The organism is Alloyangia pacifica (genome assembly GCF_020524285.1).
Classification (GTDB): domain Bacteria; phylum Pseudomonadota; class Alphaproteobacteria; order Rhodobacterales; family Rhodobacteraceae; genus Salipiger; species Salipiger pacificus_B.
Genome location: NZ_JAIVKX010000001.1, coordinates 85,036 through 101,484 on the forward strand (window position 1 = coordinate 85,036; position 16,449 = coordinate 101,484).

Below are 16,449 nucleotides of genomic sequence, written 5' to 3' on the forward strand. Positions count from 1 at the left end.
GATGAGCGCTCCTTCCTCTTTTCAAGAGGTAGGCCGCCGGGCACCGCATCGCAATCTCGATGTGGCGCTACTTGGCGTCAACTCTAGACCGAGAGGTAGGTGTCGCGGATTTCTGGCTGTTTTTCGAGCGTTTCAAAGGTGCCGTCGAACTTTTTCCGGCCCGATTCAAGGATGATGGCCCGGTCGGCGACGGCGCGGGCGAAATGCAGGTTCTGCTCCGAGATCAGCACGGTCAGCCCCTCGGCCTTGAGGGTGAGGATACTGCGCGCCATCTGCTCGACGATCACCGGGGCGATGCCCTCGGAGGGTTCGTCGAGCAGCAGCAGCGCCGGATTTCCCATCAATGTGCGGGCGATGCTGAGCATCTGCTGCTCGCCGCCCGACATGTGCTTGCCGCGGTTGTTGCGCCGCTCTGCGAGGTTGGGGAACAGCTCGAAGAGCTGCGCGACGGTCCAGTGCGGCGCGCCCTCGCGCGGCGGCTGGCGGCCGACCTCGAGGTTTTCCAGCACCGTCAGGTCGGAAAAGATGCGCCGGTCCTCGGGCACGTAGCCGAGACCTGCCTTGGCGGTGCGATAGGCGGGCAGGCCGACCAGTTCGCGGCCCTCGAAGCTCACCGATCCCGCCCGGGGCGGCACCAGCTGCATCACCGACTTCATCGTCGTCGACTTGCCCGCGCCGTTGCGCCCGAGCAGGGCGACCACCTCGCCGCGCGCCACGGAAAAGCTCAGCCCGTCCAGGATATGGGCCTTGCCGTAGAAGCTGTGGATCGCCGAAACCTCAAGCATCGCCCGCCTCCTTGAAGAGTGTCCCGCCGCCCAGGTAGACTTCCTGCACGCGGGGATCGCGGCGCACCTCGTCGGCGCTGCCATCGGCGATCAGCGCGCCGCGGTTCAGCACCATGATGTGATGCGCATGGGCAAAGACCACGTCCATGTCATGCTCGGTGAAGAGCACCGACAGCCCCTGATCGCGGACGATATCCGCCACCAGCTGCATCAGCTCGATCCGCGCCGAGGGGGCCATGCCCGCCGTCGGCTCGTCCATCAGCAGCAGGCGCGGGCGGTGGCAGAGCGCGATGGCCAGCTCGAGCCGCTTCAGGTCGCCGTAGGCCAGCACCGAGCAGGGGCGGTCGGCCTGATCCTCGAGCGAGACGGTGCGCAGGAACTCCAGAGCTTCACCGCGATAGAGCTTCCAGGCGCGCGGCCCGAAGGAGAAGAGCCGCCGGTGGTGGCTGATCAGCGCCATCTGCACGTTCTCGATCACGCTCATCGAGCGGTAGGTGCCGGTGATCTGGAAGGTGCGCCCGACGCCCATCCGCCAGATCTCGCGCGGCGGCCTGCCGGTGATCCGGGCGCCGCGCAGGTAGACTTCGCCCGCGGTGGGTTTCAGCTGCCCGGTGAGCATGTTGAAGCAGGTGGACTTGCCGGCACCGTTGGGGCCGATGAGGGCCTTCAGCTCGCCCTCGCGGACAGAGAAGCTGATCCCGTCCACGGCGAGGAAGCCGTCGTAGCTCTTGCGCAGGCTCTCGGCGCGGAGGATCTCGGTCATCGCGACACCTCCTCGTCCGAGCGCCGCAACCGCAGGGCCAGCCGCCGCAGGGTGCCGACGATGCCCTCTGGCATCAGGATCACCAGGGCGATGATCACCAGCCCGAGCAGCAGCCGCCAGTACTCGAGCCGGGTGAGCCAATGCTCGACCGAGGTCAGGAAACTTGCGCCGACCACCCCGCCTGCCAGCGTCTTCACCCCGCCGAGGAAGACCACGATCAGCGCGTCGAAGCTCTTGGCGATCTCCAGCTCGGTGGGGAAGACCGAGCCCTTGGAGAAGACGAAGAGCCCGCCCGCCAGACCGGCCATCATCCCGGCGAGCACAAAGGCGACGAGCTGCACGCGGCGCACGTCGATGCCCATGGCCTCGGCCTGCCGCGGGCTGTCGCGCCCGGCGCGCAGGGCGTATCCGAAGGGGGAATGGATGATGTGGCGCAGGGTGAGGATGCCGCCAACCCCGAGGATCAGCGTGAAGTAGTAGTAGGGCAGCGGGCCGTTCAGCCAGTCCGCCGGCCAGATATTGATCAACCCGTCATCGCCCCGCGTGACGCTGCGCCACTGGAAGGCCAGCGACCAGACGAGCTGCGAGAAGGCCAGCGTCAGCATGGCGAAATAGACCCCCGACAGGCGGATGCAGAACCAGCCGATCGCCAGCGCCAGCAGCCCTGCGGCGAGCGGCGCGAAGAGGAAGGCCAGCTCCATCGGCGTCTCGGTATGGAAGACCAGCAGCGCCGCCGCATAGGCACCGCCGCCGAAGAAGGCGGCGTGGCCGAAGCTCACCATGCCGCCGGTGCCGAGGATGAAATGCAGCGAGGCGGCGAAGAGGGCGAAGACCACGATGTCGATCACCAGCGTCAGCACGAAGGGCTCGGCGAAGCCCGGAAGCGCGGCGAGCAGCGCCAGCAGCAGGGTCGTCAGCGCCATGCCGCGCGGGCCGTAGGGGCGGATCGGGGTCTCGGGCGCGCCGACCTGCCCGTGCTCGCCCGCCACCTCCTCGCGGCCCAGCAGGCCGTAGGGGCGGACGATCAGCACCGCCGCCATGACGACGAACATCAGCACCAGCGTCGATTGCGGCAGGAAGGCCACGCCGAAGGCATTGAGCACCGAGATCAGCACCGCCGCGATGAAGGCGCCGGGCAGGCTCCCCATGCCGCCGATCACCACCACCACGAAGACCGCGCCGATGATGTTGAAATCCATCAGCAGATCGGCGCCGCCCTTCGGCAGTTGCAGCGCGCCGCCCCAGCCGGCCAGCGCCGAGCCGAGCCCGAAGACCCCGGTGAAGAGCCACGCCTGGTTGACCCCGAGCGCGCCGACCATCTCGCGGTCCTGCGTCGCCGCCCGCACCAGAATGCCCAGCCGGGTGCGGGTGATCAGGTACCACAGCGCCAGCAGGATGACCGGGGTGATGGCGATGAGCGCGATGTCATACTTGGGCACCGGCTCGCCGAAGATGCGCCAGACCCCGCGCAGGCCGGGCGCGCGCGGGCCGAGCCGGTCCTCGGCGCCCCAGATCATCAGCGCCAGATCCTGGATGACGAGGATCACGCCGAAGGTGGCGACAAGCTGGAAAAGCTCGGGCGCGCGGTAGATGCGGCGCAGCACGACGATCTCGACCAGCGCGCCGATCAGCCCCACGGCAAGCCCGGTCAGCGCGATTGCACCCCAGAAGCCCACCGCGCCCGGCAGCACCTGCATCAGCGTCACCCCAATGAAGGCGCCGAGCATGTAGAAGGAGCCATGCGCGAAGTTGACGATCCGCGTCACGCCGAAGATCAGCGACAACCCCGAGGCCACGAGGAAGAGCGCCGCGGCATTGGCAAGGCCGGTCAGGAACAGGGCGATATAGAAGGCCATGGGGCAGGTATGCTCGACTGTCGGGAGTTGGGGCTAGGGCGGCACGGGCGCGTGGCCAAGGAGAGCCGTCGTGGCCGCTCGGCGGCGCGACGTGGTGGGCGGTCGATCCGTGCGAGGACCGCAGGGCGGCGGAGAGGCGGCTTGGCCTCTCCGCCCCGGTTTCACTCGGCGGGCCGCATCTCGCGGATCTCGTCATCCGAGGGCATGTAGGGCATCGGCTCCTTGTACTCCCAGTCGACCATCACGCCTTCGCCTTCATCGTTCAGCGCCGTGGTGCCGACGAAGGCCCCCAGTGTCGACTGGTTGTCGAGCGCGCGGTAGTGCAGCGGGCCGACGGGGGTGTCGGGGATGTCGAGATCCTCGAAGGCGGCACGGATCGCCTCGGTCTCGGTGCTGCCGGCTTTCTCGATGGCGGCGGCGACCGACAGGGCGGTCAGATACCCGACGTTGCTGCCATTCTTCGGGGTCTCCCCGAACATCTCCTCGTAGGCCGCGACGAACGCCCCGCCGGGGGTGTCTTCGGCAAAGTCGTACCAGGGGTAGCCAGTGACGAACCAGCCCTCGGGGGCCTCGTCGCCGAGCGGCTCGAAGTATTCCGGCTCGCCGGTCAGCAGGCCATAGACGTCACGCCCGTCGAAGAGACCGCGGTCGCCGCCCTGGCGCACCAGCTTGGCAAGATCGGTGCCGAAGGTGACGTTGTAGATCGCGTCGGGCTTGGCGCGTTCCAGCGCCTGCGCCTCGGCGCCGGCGTCGATGTTGAACAGCGGCGGCCATTGCTCGGCGACGAACTCGACCTCGGGCTTGAGCCGCTTGAGGTTGGCCTTGAACGCCTCGACCGCCTCGGTGCCATAGGCGTAGTTCGGCGCGATGGTGGCATAGCGGATGGCGTCGGTGGTCGCCGCCTGCTCCGCCAGCATTGCCGCCTGCACCCAGGTCGAGGTGCGCAGGCGGAAGGTGTAGGGATTGCCCGAGCCCCAGACCAGCGTGTCGGCCAGCGGTTCCGAGGCAAGGTAGACGTACTGCTTCTCGGCCGCGAAGGAGCTGATCGCCAGGCCGACGTTGCTGAGGATCGTGCCGGTGAGCATGACCGCGCCGTCGCGGGTCATCAACTCCTCGGCGATGCGCACCGCCTCGGCGGGGTCGCCCTGGTCGTCGCGGAAGATGAATTCCAATGGCCGGCCCAGCACGCCGCCCTCGGCGTTGATCTCGCGCACCGCCAGCTCGATGCCCTTGCGGTAGGGCTCGGCAAAGGCCGCGAGGCGCTTGAAATGGTTGATCTCGCCGATCTTGATGGGGGCGTCCTGGCTGGCCTGGGTTTCCTGGGCGAACGCGGCAGCCGGGGTCAGTGCCAGCGCGGCGGCTGTGGCCAGAACGGTGCGTCGAAGCAGGGTCATCGCGGTGTCTTTCTCCTGTTGGGCGGCGCGGGGAGCGGACCGCTGTGTCCCTCTTACGCCGAAGCGGCGTCTCATACCAAGGTGCCGTGGTGCAGTTTTCGGGCCATGGGGCCTTCCGGGGGCGCTGCCCCCGCCGCGCAGGCGCGCGGCTCCCCCGGCGGATTTCGAAAGAGAAGAAGCCCATGTGCCGGCACGCCGGGGGCGTTGCGCGAGCGGGCGCTTGGCGGTAGGACTGCGCGCCAAAACCCGATTGCGCGAGCCTTAGGAGAGACGATCATGACGCGAGCCTTCATTTTCCCCGGACAGGGGGCGCAGACCATCGGCATGGGCAAGGCGCTGGCCGAGGCCTACCCGGCGGCGAAAGCCGTGTTCGACGAGGTGGACGCGGCGCTGGGCGAGAGCCTTTCTTCGCTGATCTGGGAGGGCGACATCGAGACGCTCACCCTGACCCAGAACGCCCAGCCGGCGCTGATGGCGACCTCGCTGGCCGCCATGCGCGCGCTCGAGGCCGAGGGCATCGAGATCGGCGCGGCGAGCTTCGTCGCAGGTCACTCGCTGGGCGAATACTCGGCGCTGACCGCTGCCGGCGCGCTGAGCGTCGGCGATGCGGCCAAGCTGCTGCGCACCCGTGGCAAGGCCATGCAGCAGGCGGTGCCGGTGGGCGAGGGCGCCATGGCGGCGCTGCTCGGCCTCGACCTGGCGACCGCCCGTGCCGTGGCCGAAGAGGCCGCGCAGGGCGAGGTTTGCGCCGCGGCCAACGACAACGACCCGTCGCAGGTGGTGATCTCGGGCAGCAAGGCCGCGGTCGAGCGCGCGCTCGACATCGCCAAGGAGAAGGGCGCCAAGCGCGCGCTGCTGCTGCCGGTGAGCGCGCCCTTCCATTGCGCCCTGATGGCCCCCGCCGCAGAGGTCATGGCCGGCGCGCTGGCCGAGGTCGAGATCAAGGCGCCGAGCGTGCCGCTGGTCGCCAACGTGATCGCCGGGTCCGTGACCGACCCCGCCCGCATCCGCGAGCTGCTGGTCGAGCAGGTGACCGGCTCGGTGCGCTGGCGCGAGTCGGTGGAATACATGGTGGCGCAGGGCGTCACCGAGTTCTGGGAAATCGGCGCGGGCAAGGCGCTCTCGGGCATGGTCAAGCGCATCGAGCGCAGCGCCGCCCTGCGCAACGTGGGCGCCCCCGACGATGTGAAGGCCGCGCTCGAGGCGGTCTGAGCGGCCTCGTCGTCATGCATTCTGAAAAGGGGGCGGCGCCGAAAGGTGCCGCCCTTCGTGTTTCCGGGAGGGCCGAGCCCTGCGGTCTGCGTGGTTCGGAGCGAGCCCGGCAACCTTTTCATCTTTCGGGTGATACCCGGTTGGGCCGTGCCGTCCTCCGAGGGCCGAGCCCGGACCCCACCTTGACGCCCCGACCGACTCGCCGCAGGGTGGCGCCACTCACCCGGGGGGTCCCGACAAGGGGCTGAGATTCTGCTGGCGTCCGCGCAGCGCAGTGACCCGACGAACCTGATCCAGTTCATACTGGCGTAGGGATGGTGCACTGGCGTTGCCGGGGGCTCTGGGCCTCGGATCTTGCGGGTAGGACAAGCGGGGCGCACCCGCGTCCTCGCCGCAGCGATGCCACCCCATTCACGCACCGGAACTGGGTCTCCACCGCTTCGAGCTTGGAGGCTCCGACCGATGAAAGACCTTCCCCCGACCGTCACCAAAGGTGACAAGACCCCCACAGTCACCTGCGGGCCGCTGCCCGCCTCGCGCCGCGTCTGGCATGCCGGCACGCAGCACCCGCAAATCCGCGTGCCGATGCGCGAGATCGACCTGCACCCCTCGGCCGGTGAGCCGCCGGTCACCGTCTATGACAGCTCCGGGCCCTACACCGATCCCGGTGCCGAGATCGCCATCGACCGCGGTCTGCCGCGCCTGCGCGAGGGTTGGATCCGCGCCCGCGCCGACACCGAGAGCTACGATGGCCGCCACGTGAAGCCCGAGGACAACGGCTTTGCCGAAGGCGCGCGTCTGGTGCCCGAGTTTCCCGTCCGCCATGCGCCGCGCCGGGGCAAAGACGGCAAGGCTGTCACCCAGATGGCCTATGCCCGCGCCGGGATCGTCACGCCGGAAATGGAGTTCGTCGCCATCCGCGAAAACCTCGGGCGCAGGGCTGCCAAGGCGCAGCTCGCGCGTGACGGGCAGGATTGGGGCGCCTCCATCCCCGACCACGTGACGCCGGAGTTCGTGCGCGACGAGATCGCCCGGGGCCGCGCGATCATCCCCGCCAACATCAACCACCCCGAGCTCGAGCCGATGATCATCGGCCGCAACTTTCTGGTGAAGATCAACGCCAATATCGGCAACTCGGCGGTGACCTCCTCGATGGCCGAGGAGGTGGAGAAGATGGTCTGGGCGACGCGCTGGGGCGCCGACACGGTCATGGACCTCTCCACGGGCCGAAACATCCACAACATCCGCGACTGGATCCTGCGCAACAGTCCTGTGCCCATCGGCACGGTGCCGCTCTACCAGGCGCTGGAAAAGGTGGGGGGCATCGCCGAGGACCTGACGTGGGAGGTGTTCCGCGACACGCTGATCGAGCAGGCCGAGCAGGGGGTGGATTACTTCACCATCCACGCCGGGGTGCGGTTGCACATGATCCCGATGACGGTGAACCGGGTGACGGGGATCGTCAGCCGGGGCGGCTCGATCATGGCCAAATGGTGTCTGCACCACCACCGCGAGAGCTTCCTCTACGAGCACTTCGAGGAAATCTGCGAGATCGCCCGGGCCTATGATGTCTCGTTCTCCCTAGGCGACGGGTTGCGCCCGGGCTCCATTGCGGATGCCAACGATCAGGCGCAGTTCGCCGAGCTGGAGACGCTGGGCGAGCTGAGCCAGGTGGCGTGGAAACACGACTGCCAGGTGATGATCGAGGGGCCGGGTCATGTGGCCATGCACAAGATCAAGGCCAATATGGACAAGCAGCTCGAGACCTGCGGCGAGGCGCCGTTCTACACGCTCGGGCCGCTCACCACGGATATCGCGCCGGGCTATGACCACATCACCAGCGGCATCGGCGCGGCGATGATCGGCTGGTTTGGCACGGCGATGCTCTGCTACGTGACGCCCAAGGAGCACCTCGGCCTGCCCGACCGCGACGACGTGAAGGTGGGGGTGATCACCTACAAGATCGCCGCCCATGCCGCCGATCTCGCCAAGGGCCACCCGGCGGCGCAGATCCGCGACGATGCGCTGTCCCGCGCCCGTTTCGAGTTCCGCTGGGAGGATCAGTTCAACCTCGCGCTCGATCCCGACACCGCGCGCTCGATGCATGACGAGACCCTGCCCAAGGAGGCGCATAAGGTGGCGCATTTCTGCTCCATGTGCGGGCCGAAGTTCTGCTCGATGCGGATCAGCCACGACATCCGCGCCGAGGCCCAGAAGGAGGGCATGGCGAAGATGGCCGAGAAATTCCGCGAGGGCGGAGAACTTTACGTACCGATGACCGAGGAGGACAAGGCATGACATCCGGACTGCTGCTGAAGGAAATGCGCGACACCAACCCGCTGGTGCAATGCATCACCAACTACGTGGCGATGAACATCGCCGCCAATGTGCTGCTGGCGGCGGGGGCCTCGCCGGCCATGGTCTCGGACGCCGAGGAGGCCGGCGAGTTCGCGGGCATCGCGCATGCGCTGACGGTCAATATCGGCACGCTTTCGGCCCCCTTCGTCGAGGGCATGCAGGCGGCCATCGCCGGGACGCAGGCGGCGGGCAAACCCTGGGTGCTCGACCCGGTGGCCTGCCAGGCTACGGCGCTGCGGCGGCGGGTCTCGGCGGAGCTGCTGGCGCTGAAGCCAACGGTGGTCCGCGGCAATGCGTCGGAGATCCTCTCGCTGGCCGGTGAGGCGAGCCGGGGTCAGGGCGTCGACGGGCGCGACGGGGTGGAGATCGCCGAGGCCGCGGCCCGTGCGCTGGCGCGGCAGACCGGCGGCGTGGTGGCGGTGACCGGCGAGACCGACTTCGTCACCGACGGCGCGCGCGCCGTGCGCATCGGTGGAGGCTCGCCGTGGATGCCGCTCAACACCGCGCTCGGCTGTTCGCTCACCGGGCTCTGCGGGGCCTATGTCGGGCTCGGCGGCGACCCGTTCGAGGCCACGGTCGCGGCGCTCTCGCATTACGCCGTGGCGGGCAGGCAAGCACACGAAGGGGCCTCGGGTCCGGGCAGCTTCGCGCCGCGCTTCCTCGACGCGCTGCAGGCGCTGACGCCCGGGGCGCTGGACGCCGGGGCCGAGGTGACGGTGCTCGAGGTCGAGGCGGCATGAAGCGTTTCGACCTTTCGGTCTACCTGGTGCTCGATCCCGGCCTCTGCGCCGGGATCGGCATGGTCGAGACGGCGCGGCAGGCGGTGGCAGGTGGCGCGACGATAGTGCAGCTCCGCGACAAGGACGCAGATTCGGCGCGGATGATCGAGACCGGACGGGCGCTGAAGGCGGCGCTGGCGGGCTCGGGCGCGCTGCTGATCGTCAACGACGATGTCGAGGCCGCGCGGGTGATCGGTGCGGATGGGCTGCATGTGGGGCAGGGCGACATGACCCCCGCCGAAGCGCGCGCATTGGTCGGCCCGGAGATGCTGCTCGGGCTCTCAGTGGAGAGCGCCGCGTTGGCGCGGGCGGCCGATCCCGCGATTGTCGACTATGTCGGCGCAGGGCCGGTCTTTGCCACGCCCACCAAGCCCGACCACAAGCAGCCGGTGGGCTGGGAGGGGCTCGCGGCACAGGTGGCGGCGAGCCTGGTGCCCGCAGTGGCCATCGGCGGGCTCAAGGCGCATCACGCGGCGCAGGCCAAGGCCGCGGGGGCGCAGGGCGTCGCCGTGGTCTCGGCGATCTGCGGCCAGCGCGACCCCGCGCTAGCGGCGCGGGAGATTGCCCGCGCCTGGGGCGCCGCCTAGGCCCAGATCCCGTGAAAATGGTGCAGCGGCCCGTGGCCGCCGCCCACCTCCAACTGGTCCGAAGCCTTGAGCGCGCCTTGCAGGTAGCGTTTCGCCTCGGCCACTGCCTCGGGCAGCGCCGTGCGTGGCAGCAGCGCGGCGATGGCGGCGGAGAGCGTGCAGCCGGTGCCGTGGTCGTTCTTCGTGGCGATGCGTGGCGCGCTGTAGCTGCGGGTGGCGCCCTGCCACCACAGCAGGTCGGTGCTCTCGGGGCTGCCCGACAGGTGCCCGCCCTTGAGCAGCACCGCCTCGGGCCCCATGGCGGAGAGCGCGGGCAGTTCCGCGGCCATCTCCTCGGCGGTCCAGTCGTCGCCGCGCTCGAGCAGAACGGCGGCTTCGGGCAGGTTGGGGGTGATGAGCGTCGCCAGCGGCACCAGCTCCTCGCGCAGCGCTGCCACCGCCTCGGGGTCGAGCAGCGCGTCGCCGCTCTTGGCCACCATCACCGGGTCGAAGACGATGTTCCGCGGGCCATGCGCCCGCAGGCGGTCCGCCACGGCGCGGATGATGCCCGCGTTGGCGACCATGCCGATCTTCACCGCGTCGACCCGCACGTCGTCGAACACCGCGTCGATCTGCGCCGCGACGAACGCCGGCGCCAGCGCCTCGACCGCCCGCACGCCTTGGGTGTTCTGCGCGACCACGGCGGTGATGACGCTCATGCCGTAGGCGCGGTGGGCGGAAAAGGTCTTGAGATCGGCCTGTATCCCGGCGCCGCCCGAGGGATCGGTGCCGGCGATGGTAAGCAGGTTGGGGATGCGCGCACGCGGCGCAGAGGCGGGGGTGTTCAAGGGCTCGGCCTCCAAAATGAGGCCGGCGAGGGCATGCGGTCAGCTCCACCTGTCCCTTCGCCGGCATGACCCGGATCAGGTTCGAAGGGTCACTGCGCCGCATCGATGCCAGCAGTATCTCAGCCCCTTGCCGGGACCCCCCTAGGTGAGGGGCACCCTAGCAGACGGGCCGGCGAGGGAAAGGGGGAGGCGGGTTTTCGGGCGAGGCATCGCCCGCGCAGCGAAAGGCCGGGGCACGGCCCGGAGAGAGGAGAGCCGGGGGCGCTGCCCCCGGACCCCCGGGATATTTGACCCTAGAAGAAGCGGGCCCTCAGCCGCGCCTTACGCGCCCCAGGTCTTGCGCAGAACGCGCAGCCAGTTGCCGTGGCAGAGCTTTTCCACCAGCGCCGCGTCGTAGCCATGGGCGGTCATCGCGGCGCGCAGGTTGGGCAGGCCGGCGATGTCGGTGATCCCCTCGGGCACGGTCGCGCCGTCGAAGTCCGAGCCGAAGCCGACGCGGTCCTCGCCCAGGGTCTCGATCAGGTGATCGAAGTGCCGCAGCACCACGTCGAGGCTGCAGGAGGGATCCATCCGCCCGTCGGGACGCAGGAAGGCCGAGGCGAAGTTGACGCCCACCATGCCGTCACTCTCGGCGATCATCGCCAGTTGCCGGTCGGTGAGGTTGCGGGCGTGGGTGGTCACCGTGTGGGCATTGGAATGGGTGGCGACCAGCGGCGCGTCGCTGAGCTTGGCGACGTCGTCGACGCCCTTCTCGTTGAGGTGCGAGAGGTCGATCATCACCTTGAGCGCGTTGCATTCCCGGACCAGCCGCTTGCCGGCCTCGGTCAGCCCGGCGCCGGTGTCCGGCGTCGAGGGATAGCGGAAGGGCACGCCGTGGCCGAAGATCGTCGGGCGCGACCAGACCGGGCCCAGAGAGCGCAGCCCGCGGGCGTGCAGCGCGTGCAGCTCCTCGAGGTCGGGGCCGATCGCCTCGGCGCCCTCGAGGTGCAGCACCGCCGCCATCTTCGGCCCGCCGAGCGCCGCCTCGATCTCGGCCGCGGTGGTGCAGGGGGTGATGGCGCCCGCCTCCGTCAGCGCCTCGAAGGCCTCGACGCCGCGCCATGTGGTCGCCAGGGCCTCGGGCTGGGGGACCATCTCGGGCAGCGGCAGGTCGTATTCCGGGCGGCTCATCGCCTCCATGTCGTCGCCGGACTTGGCCGGGCTCGGCACGAAGATGGCGAAGAAGCCGCCGCCGAAGCCGCCGGTCTGCGCGCGCGGCAGGTCGATGTGGCCGCTGCCGAGGCCGTTGGTCACGCCGCTCGCGGTGACCGCGCCACCCAGCAGGCGCAGCAGGAGATCGTTGTGGCCGTCGAAGATGGGCGGGGTGGTGGCGAGCGTCATGAGCGGTCTTTCATTGGTGAGCGGGAAGGGTCAGAGCAGCAGGTAGCCCAGGACTAGCACCCAGGCCGACAGCAGCAGGAGCATGCACAGCATGTAGCCGCCGTTCCAGCGCAGACCGACGTGGCGGGCGCTGACGTTGCCGAAACTGCCGGTGAGCAGCGTCGTGGCGGTGAAGGGTGAGCTGATGCCGCCGAGCGCCCAGCCCGCGGTGATCGACACCACCACGGCCTCGGGCGCGACTCCGAGCTGGTCCGCATGCGGCACCAGTGGTGCGATCAGCGTGACCGCGAGGATCGGGTTCATGCCGAGCTGGCCGAGCAGCGGGATGATCCAGACGAAGCTGACCATCACCAGCGCGGGCGGCAGGTCCTCGGGGTGGAAGCCCGAGGCCTTGACCAGCGGCGCCAGCAGCGGCGCGCCGACGGTGCCGATGAAGCCGGCCATCATCAGCAGCGTGACCTCGCCGCGGTAGGAGGGCAGCTCGTGAAAGACGAACTCGGCGGCGCGGGTGCGCAGCGGGGCATTGCCCTCGCGCCTCTGCAGCAGCACCCAGACCGCGGCCATGAGCGGCACCACCAGCAGCACGATGGCGATGATCCGCAGCCCGGTGAGCGATTGCAGGATCAGCACCGAGACCACCAGCAGGCCGAGCAGCACCAGCAGCGGCGTCATCAGCGCCCAGCTGCCCTCGGGCGCGGCGCGCGGCGTCAGCGGCTGCGAGAGCTTCGGCTTGAACAGCGTGTCCAGCGCCCAGCCCGCCAGGGTGATCAGCGCCGAGGTGCCGAGCGCGGGCAGCACCACCGAGCCCCAGCTTGTGCCGGGGATCAGCGAGGTGGTGATGGCGACGGAGAAGGACATCGGCGACCAGGGCAGCGAAGCGACGAAGCCGCGCTGGATCGCCAGCAGCATGCGGCGCGTGCGATGGGCGCGGATCTCGGCGTCGGGCTCGTCCTGCGCGGCGGCGGTGGCGAGGCTGCCGAGCAGCGCGATGGCGCCGTAGTTGAGCAGCAGCGCAAAGGCCTGCCCGCCAAGCGTCAGGGCCAGGTAGCGCCGCCCCGGCGGCTGCAGGGCAAGGAAATTCCCGGCGGCGCGGATCGAGCGCGCCTGCTGCGCGGCGCTGCGCAGCGTGGCCAGCGCGGCGAAGAAGGCGGCGATGAAGGCGGCGGAGTGAAAGGCCTTGAGCAGCACCGTCTGCCAGTCTTCCACGCGCCAGGCCAGCGCGAGGCCGAGCAGCACCGCCGTGACGACGAAGAGTCGCCGTCCGGGGGCGACCTGCAGCGTCAGCAGGCCGACGAGCAGCGTCACCGCTGGTACGACCAGCCAGTCGAGAGGACCGGAAAGGTGCCATTCCTGCACGATCACGAGGCAGGTGATCAGCACCATCAGAAGGCCGGTCAGGCGCGTGAGGGGGGTCGGTGTCACGGGTGGGGTCGTGGGCACGGTGCGGTTTCCAGTCTCGTGCGGGCTTTTGTACGGACATAGACCATCCTTGCCGGGCGAGGGCAATGCCCCGGCGTCAGTCTTCTTGTGCCGGATTGCCCCTGGGGCAGGCGTGGATCGCCGCGTTCCGCGGGAAAATCAGGCGCATCGCCGGGGCAAAGGTCCGGATTTGAGTGTCCCGCCTGCCTGTCACGAAAGCTTCACCGAAATGACACGCAACCGAATCCGGGACGTCACAGCCTCGCAACGGTTCGGGGCGAGAAGCCGCCTCGGACAGTCTGGGGGAACCATGCTCACCGTCGAGAACCTGACGAAGCGCTTCGGCGCAAATACCGCCGTGGACAACGCGAGCTTCACGGTCGACCGCCCGATGATGATCGGCATTATCGGACGCTCCGGCGCCGGCAAGTCGACCTTCCTGCGGATGATGAACCGCCTCACCGATGCCACCGAGGGAAAGCTCGTCTTCGAGGGCCGTGACGTGCTGCAGCTCAAGGGCTCCGAGAAGCGCCTGTGGCAGTCCGACTGCGCGATGATCTTCCAGCAGTTCAACCTCGTGCCGCGCATGGACGTGGTGTCGAACGTGCTGCACGGCACGCTGGCCAGGCGCAATTCGCTGGCCACGATGTTCAACCTCTACCCGCGCGAGGATATCCATCGCGCCATCGACATTCTCGAGCGGCTCGGCATCGCGGCCCATGCGGCCAAGCGCGCCGAGGCGCTCTCGGGCGGCCAGCAGCAGCGCGTCGCCATCGCCCGCGCGCTGATGCAGAACCCCAAGGTGGTGCTGGCCGACGAGCCGATCGCCTCGCTCGATCCGATGAACGCCCAGCTGGTGATGGACGACCTGCGCCGCATCCACGACGAGGACGGCCGCATGGTCATCGCCAACCTGCACACGCTGGATACGGCGCGGCGCTACTGCGACCGGGTCATCGGCATGCGCGACGGGCGCATCGTCTTCGACGGCACCCCGGCGCAGCTGACCACCGGCGTGGCGCGCGACATCTACGGGGCCGGCGCCGGTTTTTCGGAGAACGCCACCTCCACCGAGATCCGCGACCCGGTGGTCGCGGCGGAAATTCGGGCTGCGGAAGTCGCGGTCTGATCACCCGGGCCCATCGGGACGGGCCCAACTCCTTACATGAGGGACAGAAGATGAAGAAACTGATCGCAGCCGCTCTGGCCAGCACCGTGCTCGTGGGCGCCGCCCAGGCACAGGAGATCACCGAGTTCCGCCTCGGCATCCTCGGCGGCGAGAACGCCCAGGACCGCATGACCTCGAACCAGTGCTTCGCCGACAAGATCGCCGAAGCCCTCGGGGTCGAGGTGAAGGTCTTCACCCCGGCCGACTACAACGGCGTGATGCAGGGCCTGCTCGGCGGCACCATCGACGCGGCCTGGATGGGCGCCTCCTCATACGCCGGCACCTATATCGCCGACCCCGAGGCGGTCGAGCCGGTGCTGGTCAAGCAGAACCTCGACGGCTCCATCGGCTATTACTCGATCGGGTTTGCCCGCGCCGACAGCGGCATCACCACGCTCGACGACCTGCAGGGCAAGAAGTTCGGCTTCGGGGATCCGAACTCGACCTCGGGCTACCTGATCCCCTCGATCGAGATCGCGGCGGCCGGCTACGACATGACCCCGGGCAGCTATTTCGGCGACGTCGTGTTCACCGGCGGCCACGAGCAGACCATCGTGGCGGTGAACAACGGGGACGTCGACGGCGGCGTGACCTGGGCCGACGGCCAGGGCAACTGGGAAGACGGCTACAACTCGGGCGCGCTGCGCAAGGCCGTGGACGCAGGCCTCGTCGACATGAACGAGCTGGTGCAGATCTGGCAGTCGAACATCATCCCCGAGGGTCCCTTCGTGCTCCGCAAGGCGCTGCCGCAGGACGTCAAGGATGCCGTCACCGAACTGACCGCCAACCTCTGGGAAGAAGACTCCGAGTGCGCCTACGGCGTGGCGGCGGGCGATGCCAAGGACTTCATCCCGGTGACCCACGCCGAGTACGAGTCGATCGTCGCGGCCCGCCGCTCGAAGATCAACTGATCGCAAGACCCTGGGGGACCCCGCCGCCGCTCGGGGTCCCTTTCGGTTTCCCGCCCGAGCTTGCTTCGGGACACACCCATCAGAAATTCCCGCCTGACCGGGCCGCGGCCGCGGCCCGCTCAGCGCGCCGCAGGACCCGCCGATGACCCAGACCCCAGACGCCCCCCACGATCCGCGCGGCCATTACCTGGCCCTGATGGCGCAGAGGCGCCTCTACGGCGGGCTGACCCTCGCGATCTTCGCGCTGCTGATGATCTCCGGCTTCATGCTGGCCGACTCGCGCAACGCCGGCGGCTTCTGGAGCGGCCTGCCGCAGGTCTTCGACTTCCCGGCCGACGTGATCGCCGACACGCTGCCCAAGCTCGACCGGCTGCCCGGCCACCTGCTGCGCTATTTCCCGGCGCTGGTCGAGACGATCAACATCGCCGCGGTCTCGACCCTGCTGGGCGCCGCCGGGGCGATCGTGCTCTCGCTGCTGTCGACCCGGGGGCTGGCGCGCTGGCCGCGGCTGATCACGGTCTTCCGCCGCCTGATGGACATCCTGCGCGCGGTGCCCGAGATCGTCGTGGCGCTGGTGCTGATCTTCGTGCTGGGCGGCGGGCCGGTGCCCGCCATGCTGGCCATCGCGCTGCACACCGCCGGGGCGCTCGGCAAGCTCTTCTCCGAGGTCAACGAGAACGCCGACCTCAAGCCCGTCGAAGGGCTTTCCTCGGTCGGCGCCACCTGGCTGCAGCGCATGTGGCTGGGCGTGGTGCCGCAGGTCTCGCCCAACTACTTCAGCTACGCGCTGCTGCGCTTCGAGATCAATATCCGTGCCTCGGCGATCCTCGGCTTCGTCGGCGCAGGGGGCATCGGCTACGAGCTGCGCAACGCCATGGCCTGGGGCAAGGGCCGCTTCGACGAGGCGGCGGCGATCTTCCTGCTGCTTTTCCTGACCATCGTCGTCTTCGATCAGCTTTCGAGCCATGTGCGCAACGCCATGATCTCGTCCAAGAAAGGAGGCCAGTGAG

At 69.2% G+C, this 16,449-nt stretch carries 14 protein-coding genes and 2 riboswitches; of the genes, 7 read left to right on the top strand and 7 right to left on the bottom strand.

Annotated features, from left to right (window positions below):
• Positions 1–83: 83 nt before the first annotated feature.
• The 4 genes from LC039_RS00400 to LC039_RS00415 all read right to left on the bottom strand — a co-directional run bounded on the left by LC039_RS00400 (position 84) and on the right by LC039_RS00415 (position 4,798).
• A complete protein-coding gene (locus LC039_RS00400; protein ID WP_226621084.1) occupies positions 84–785 on the bottom strand; it encodes an ABC transporter ATP-binding protein in 702 nt (233 codons plus the stop codon).
• Positions 778–1,548: an ABC transporter ATP-binding protein gene (locus tag LC039_RS00405; RefSeq protein ID WP_226621085.1), complete on the bottom strand. Its 771-nt coding sequence runs from the start codon at positions 1,546–1,548 to the stop codon at positions 778–780. Before LC039_RS00405 ends, LC039_RS00400 begins: the two co-directional genes overlap by 8 nt.
• On the bottom strand, positions 1,545–3,404 hold the full coding sequence (locus LC039_RS00410; RefSeq protein ID WP_226621086.1) for an ABC transporter permease: 1,860 nt from the start codon (positions 3,402–3,404) through the stop codon (positions 1,545–1,547). The genes LC039_RS00405 and LC039_RS00410 overlap by 4 nt, the downstream gene beginning before the upstream one ends.
• A gap of 161 nt (positions 3,405–3,565) precedes the next feature.
• On the bottom strand, positions 3,566–4,798 hold the full coding sequence (locus tag LC039_RS00415) for an ABC transporter substrate-binding protein (protein ID WP_226621087.1): 1,233 nt from the start codon (positions 4,796–4,798) through the stop codon (positions 3,566–3,568).
• A 276-nt stretch (positions 4,799–5,074) separates the two neighbouring features.
• On the opposite strand from LC039_RS00415, the gene fabD reads away from it, so the two are divergent.
• From fabD to thiE, 4 genes are all read left to right on the top strand, one after another.
• Positions 5,075–6,010 carry an ACP S-malonyltransferase gene (gene fabD, locus LC039_RS00420; protein ID WP_226621088.1) on the top strand — a complete coding sequence of 312 codons (936 nt, stop codon included), beginning with the start codon at positions 5,075–5,077 and terminating at the stop codon, positions 6,008–6,010.
• A gap of 214 nt (positions 6,011–6,224) precedes the next feature.
• Positions 6,225–6,343, top strand: a riboswitch (TPP riboswitch).
• A gap of 129 nt (positions 6,344–6,472) precedes the next feature.
• Positions 6,473–8,308, top strand: coding sequence for a phosphomethylpyrimidine synthase ThiC (gene thiC, locus LC039_RS00425; RefSeq protein ID WP_226621089.1), 1,836 nt, complete (start codon positions 6,473–6,475; stop codon positions 8,306–8,308).
• A complete protein-coding gene (thiM, locus tag LC039_RS00430; protein ID WP_226621090.1) occupies positions 8,305–9,108 on the top strand; it encodes a hydroxyethylthiazole kinase in 804 nt (267 codons plus the stop codon). The genes thiC and thiM overlap by 4 nt, the downstream gene beginning before the upstream one ends.
• On the top strand, positions 9,105–9,734 hold the full coding sequence (gene thiE, locus LC039_RS00435; RefSeq protein ID WP_226621091.1) for a thiamine phosphate synthase: 630 nt from the start codon (positions 9,105–9,107) through the stop codon (positions 9,732–9,734). Before thiM ends, thiE begins: the two co-directional genes overlap by 4 nt.
• Here thiE and thiD read toward each other — a convergent pair.
• The 3 genes from thiD to LC039_RS00450 all read right to left on the bottom strand — a co-directional run bounded on the left by thiD (position 9,731) and on the right by LC039_RS00450 (position 13,363).
• On the bottom strand, positions 9,731–10,561 hold the full coding sequence (gene thiD / locus LC039_RS00440; protein WP_226621092.1) for a bifunctional hydroxymethylpyrimidine kinase/phosphomethylpyrimidine kinase: 831 nt from the start codon (positions 10,559–10,561) through the stop codon (positions 9,731–9,733). The two genes, thiE and thiD, sit on opposite strands and share 4 nt — an antisense overlap.
• Positions 10,562–10,595: 34 nt before the next feature.
• A riboswitch (TPP riboswitch) is annotated at positions 10,596–10,714 on the bottom strand.
• 168 nt (positions 10,715–10,882) lie between these two features.
• Positions 10,883–11,941 carry a dipeptidase gene (locus LC039_RS00445; RefSeq protein ID WP_226621093.1) on the bottom strand — a complete coding sequence of 353 codons (1,059 nt, stop codon included), beginning with the start codon at positions 11,939–11,941 and terminating at the stop codon, positions 10,883–10,885.
• Between the two features lie 30 nt (positions 11,942–11,971).
• Positions 11,972–13,363: a hypothetical protein gene (locus LC039_RS00450; protein WP_226621094.1), complete on the bottom strand. Its 1,392-nt coding sequence runs from the start codon at positions 13,361–13,363 to the stop codon at positions 11,972–11,974.
• Between the two features lie 307 nt (positions 13,364–13,670).
• Here LC039_RS00450 and phnC point away from each other — a divergent pair, with 307 nt between their 5' ends.
• The 3 genes from phnC to phnE all read left to right on the top strand — a co-directional run bounded on the left by phnC (position 13,671) and on the right by phnE (position 16,448).
• Positions 13,671–14,489: a phosphonate ABC transporter ATP-binding protein gene (phnC, locus tag LC039_RS00455; RefSeq protein WP_226621095.1), complete on the top strand. Its 819-nt coding sequence runs from the start codon at positions 13,671–13,673 to the stop codon at positions 14,487–14,489.
• A gap of 50 nt (positions 14,490–14,539) precedes the next feature.
• Positions 14,540–15,439, top strand: coding sequence for a phosphonate ABC transporter substrate-binding protein (phnD, locus tag LC039_RS00460; RefSeq protein WP_226621096.1), 900 nt, complete (start codon positions 14,540–14,542; stop codon positions 15,437–15,439).
• A gap of 142 nt (positions 15,440–15,581) precedes the next feature.
• Positions 15,582–16,448, top strand: a complete 867-nt coding sequence (gene phnE, locus LC039_RS00465) for a phosphonate ABC transporter, permease protein PhnE (RefSeq protein WP_226621097.1) — start codon at positions 15,582–15,584, stop codon at positions 16,446–16,448.
• The last annotated feature ends 1 nt before the right edge of the window (position 16,449 follow it).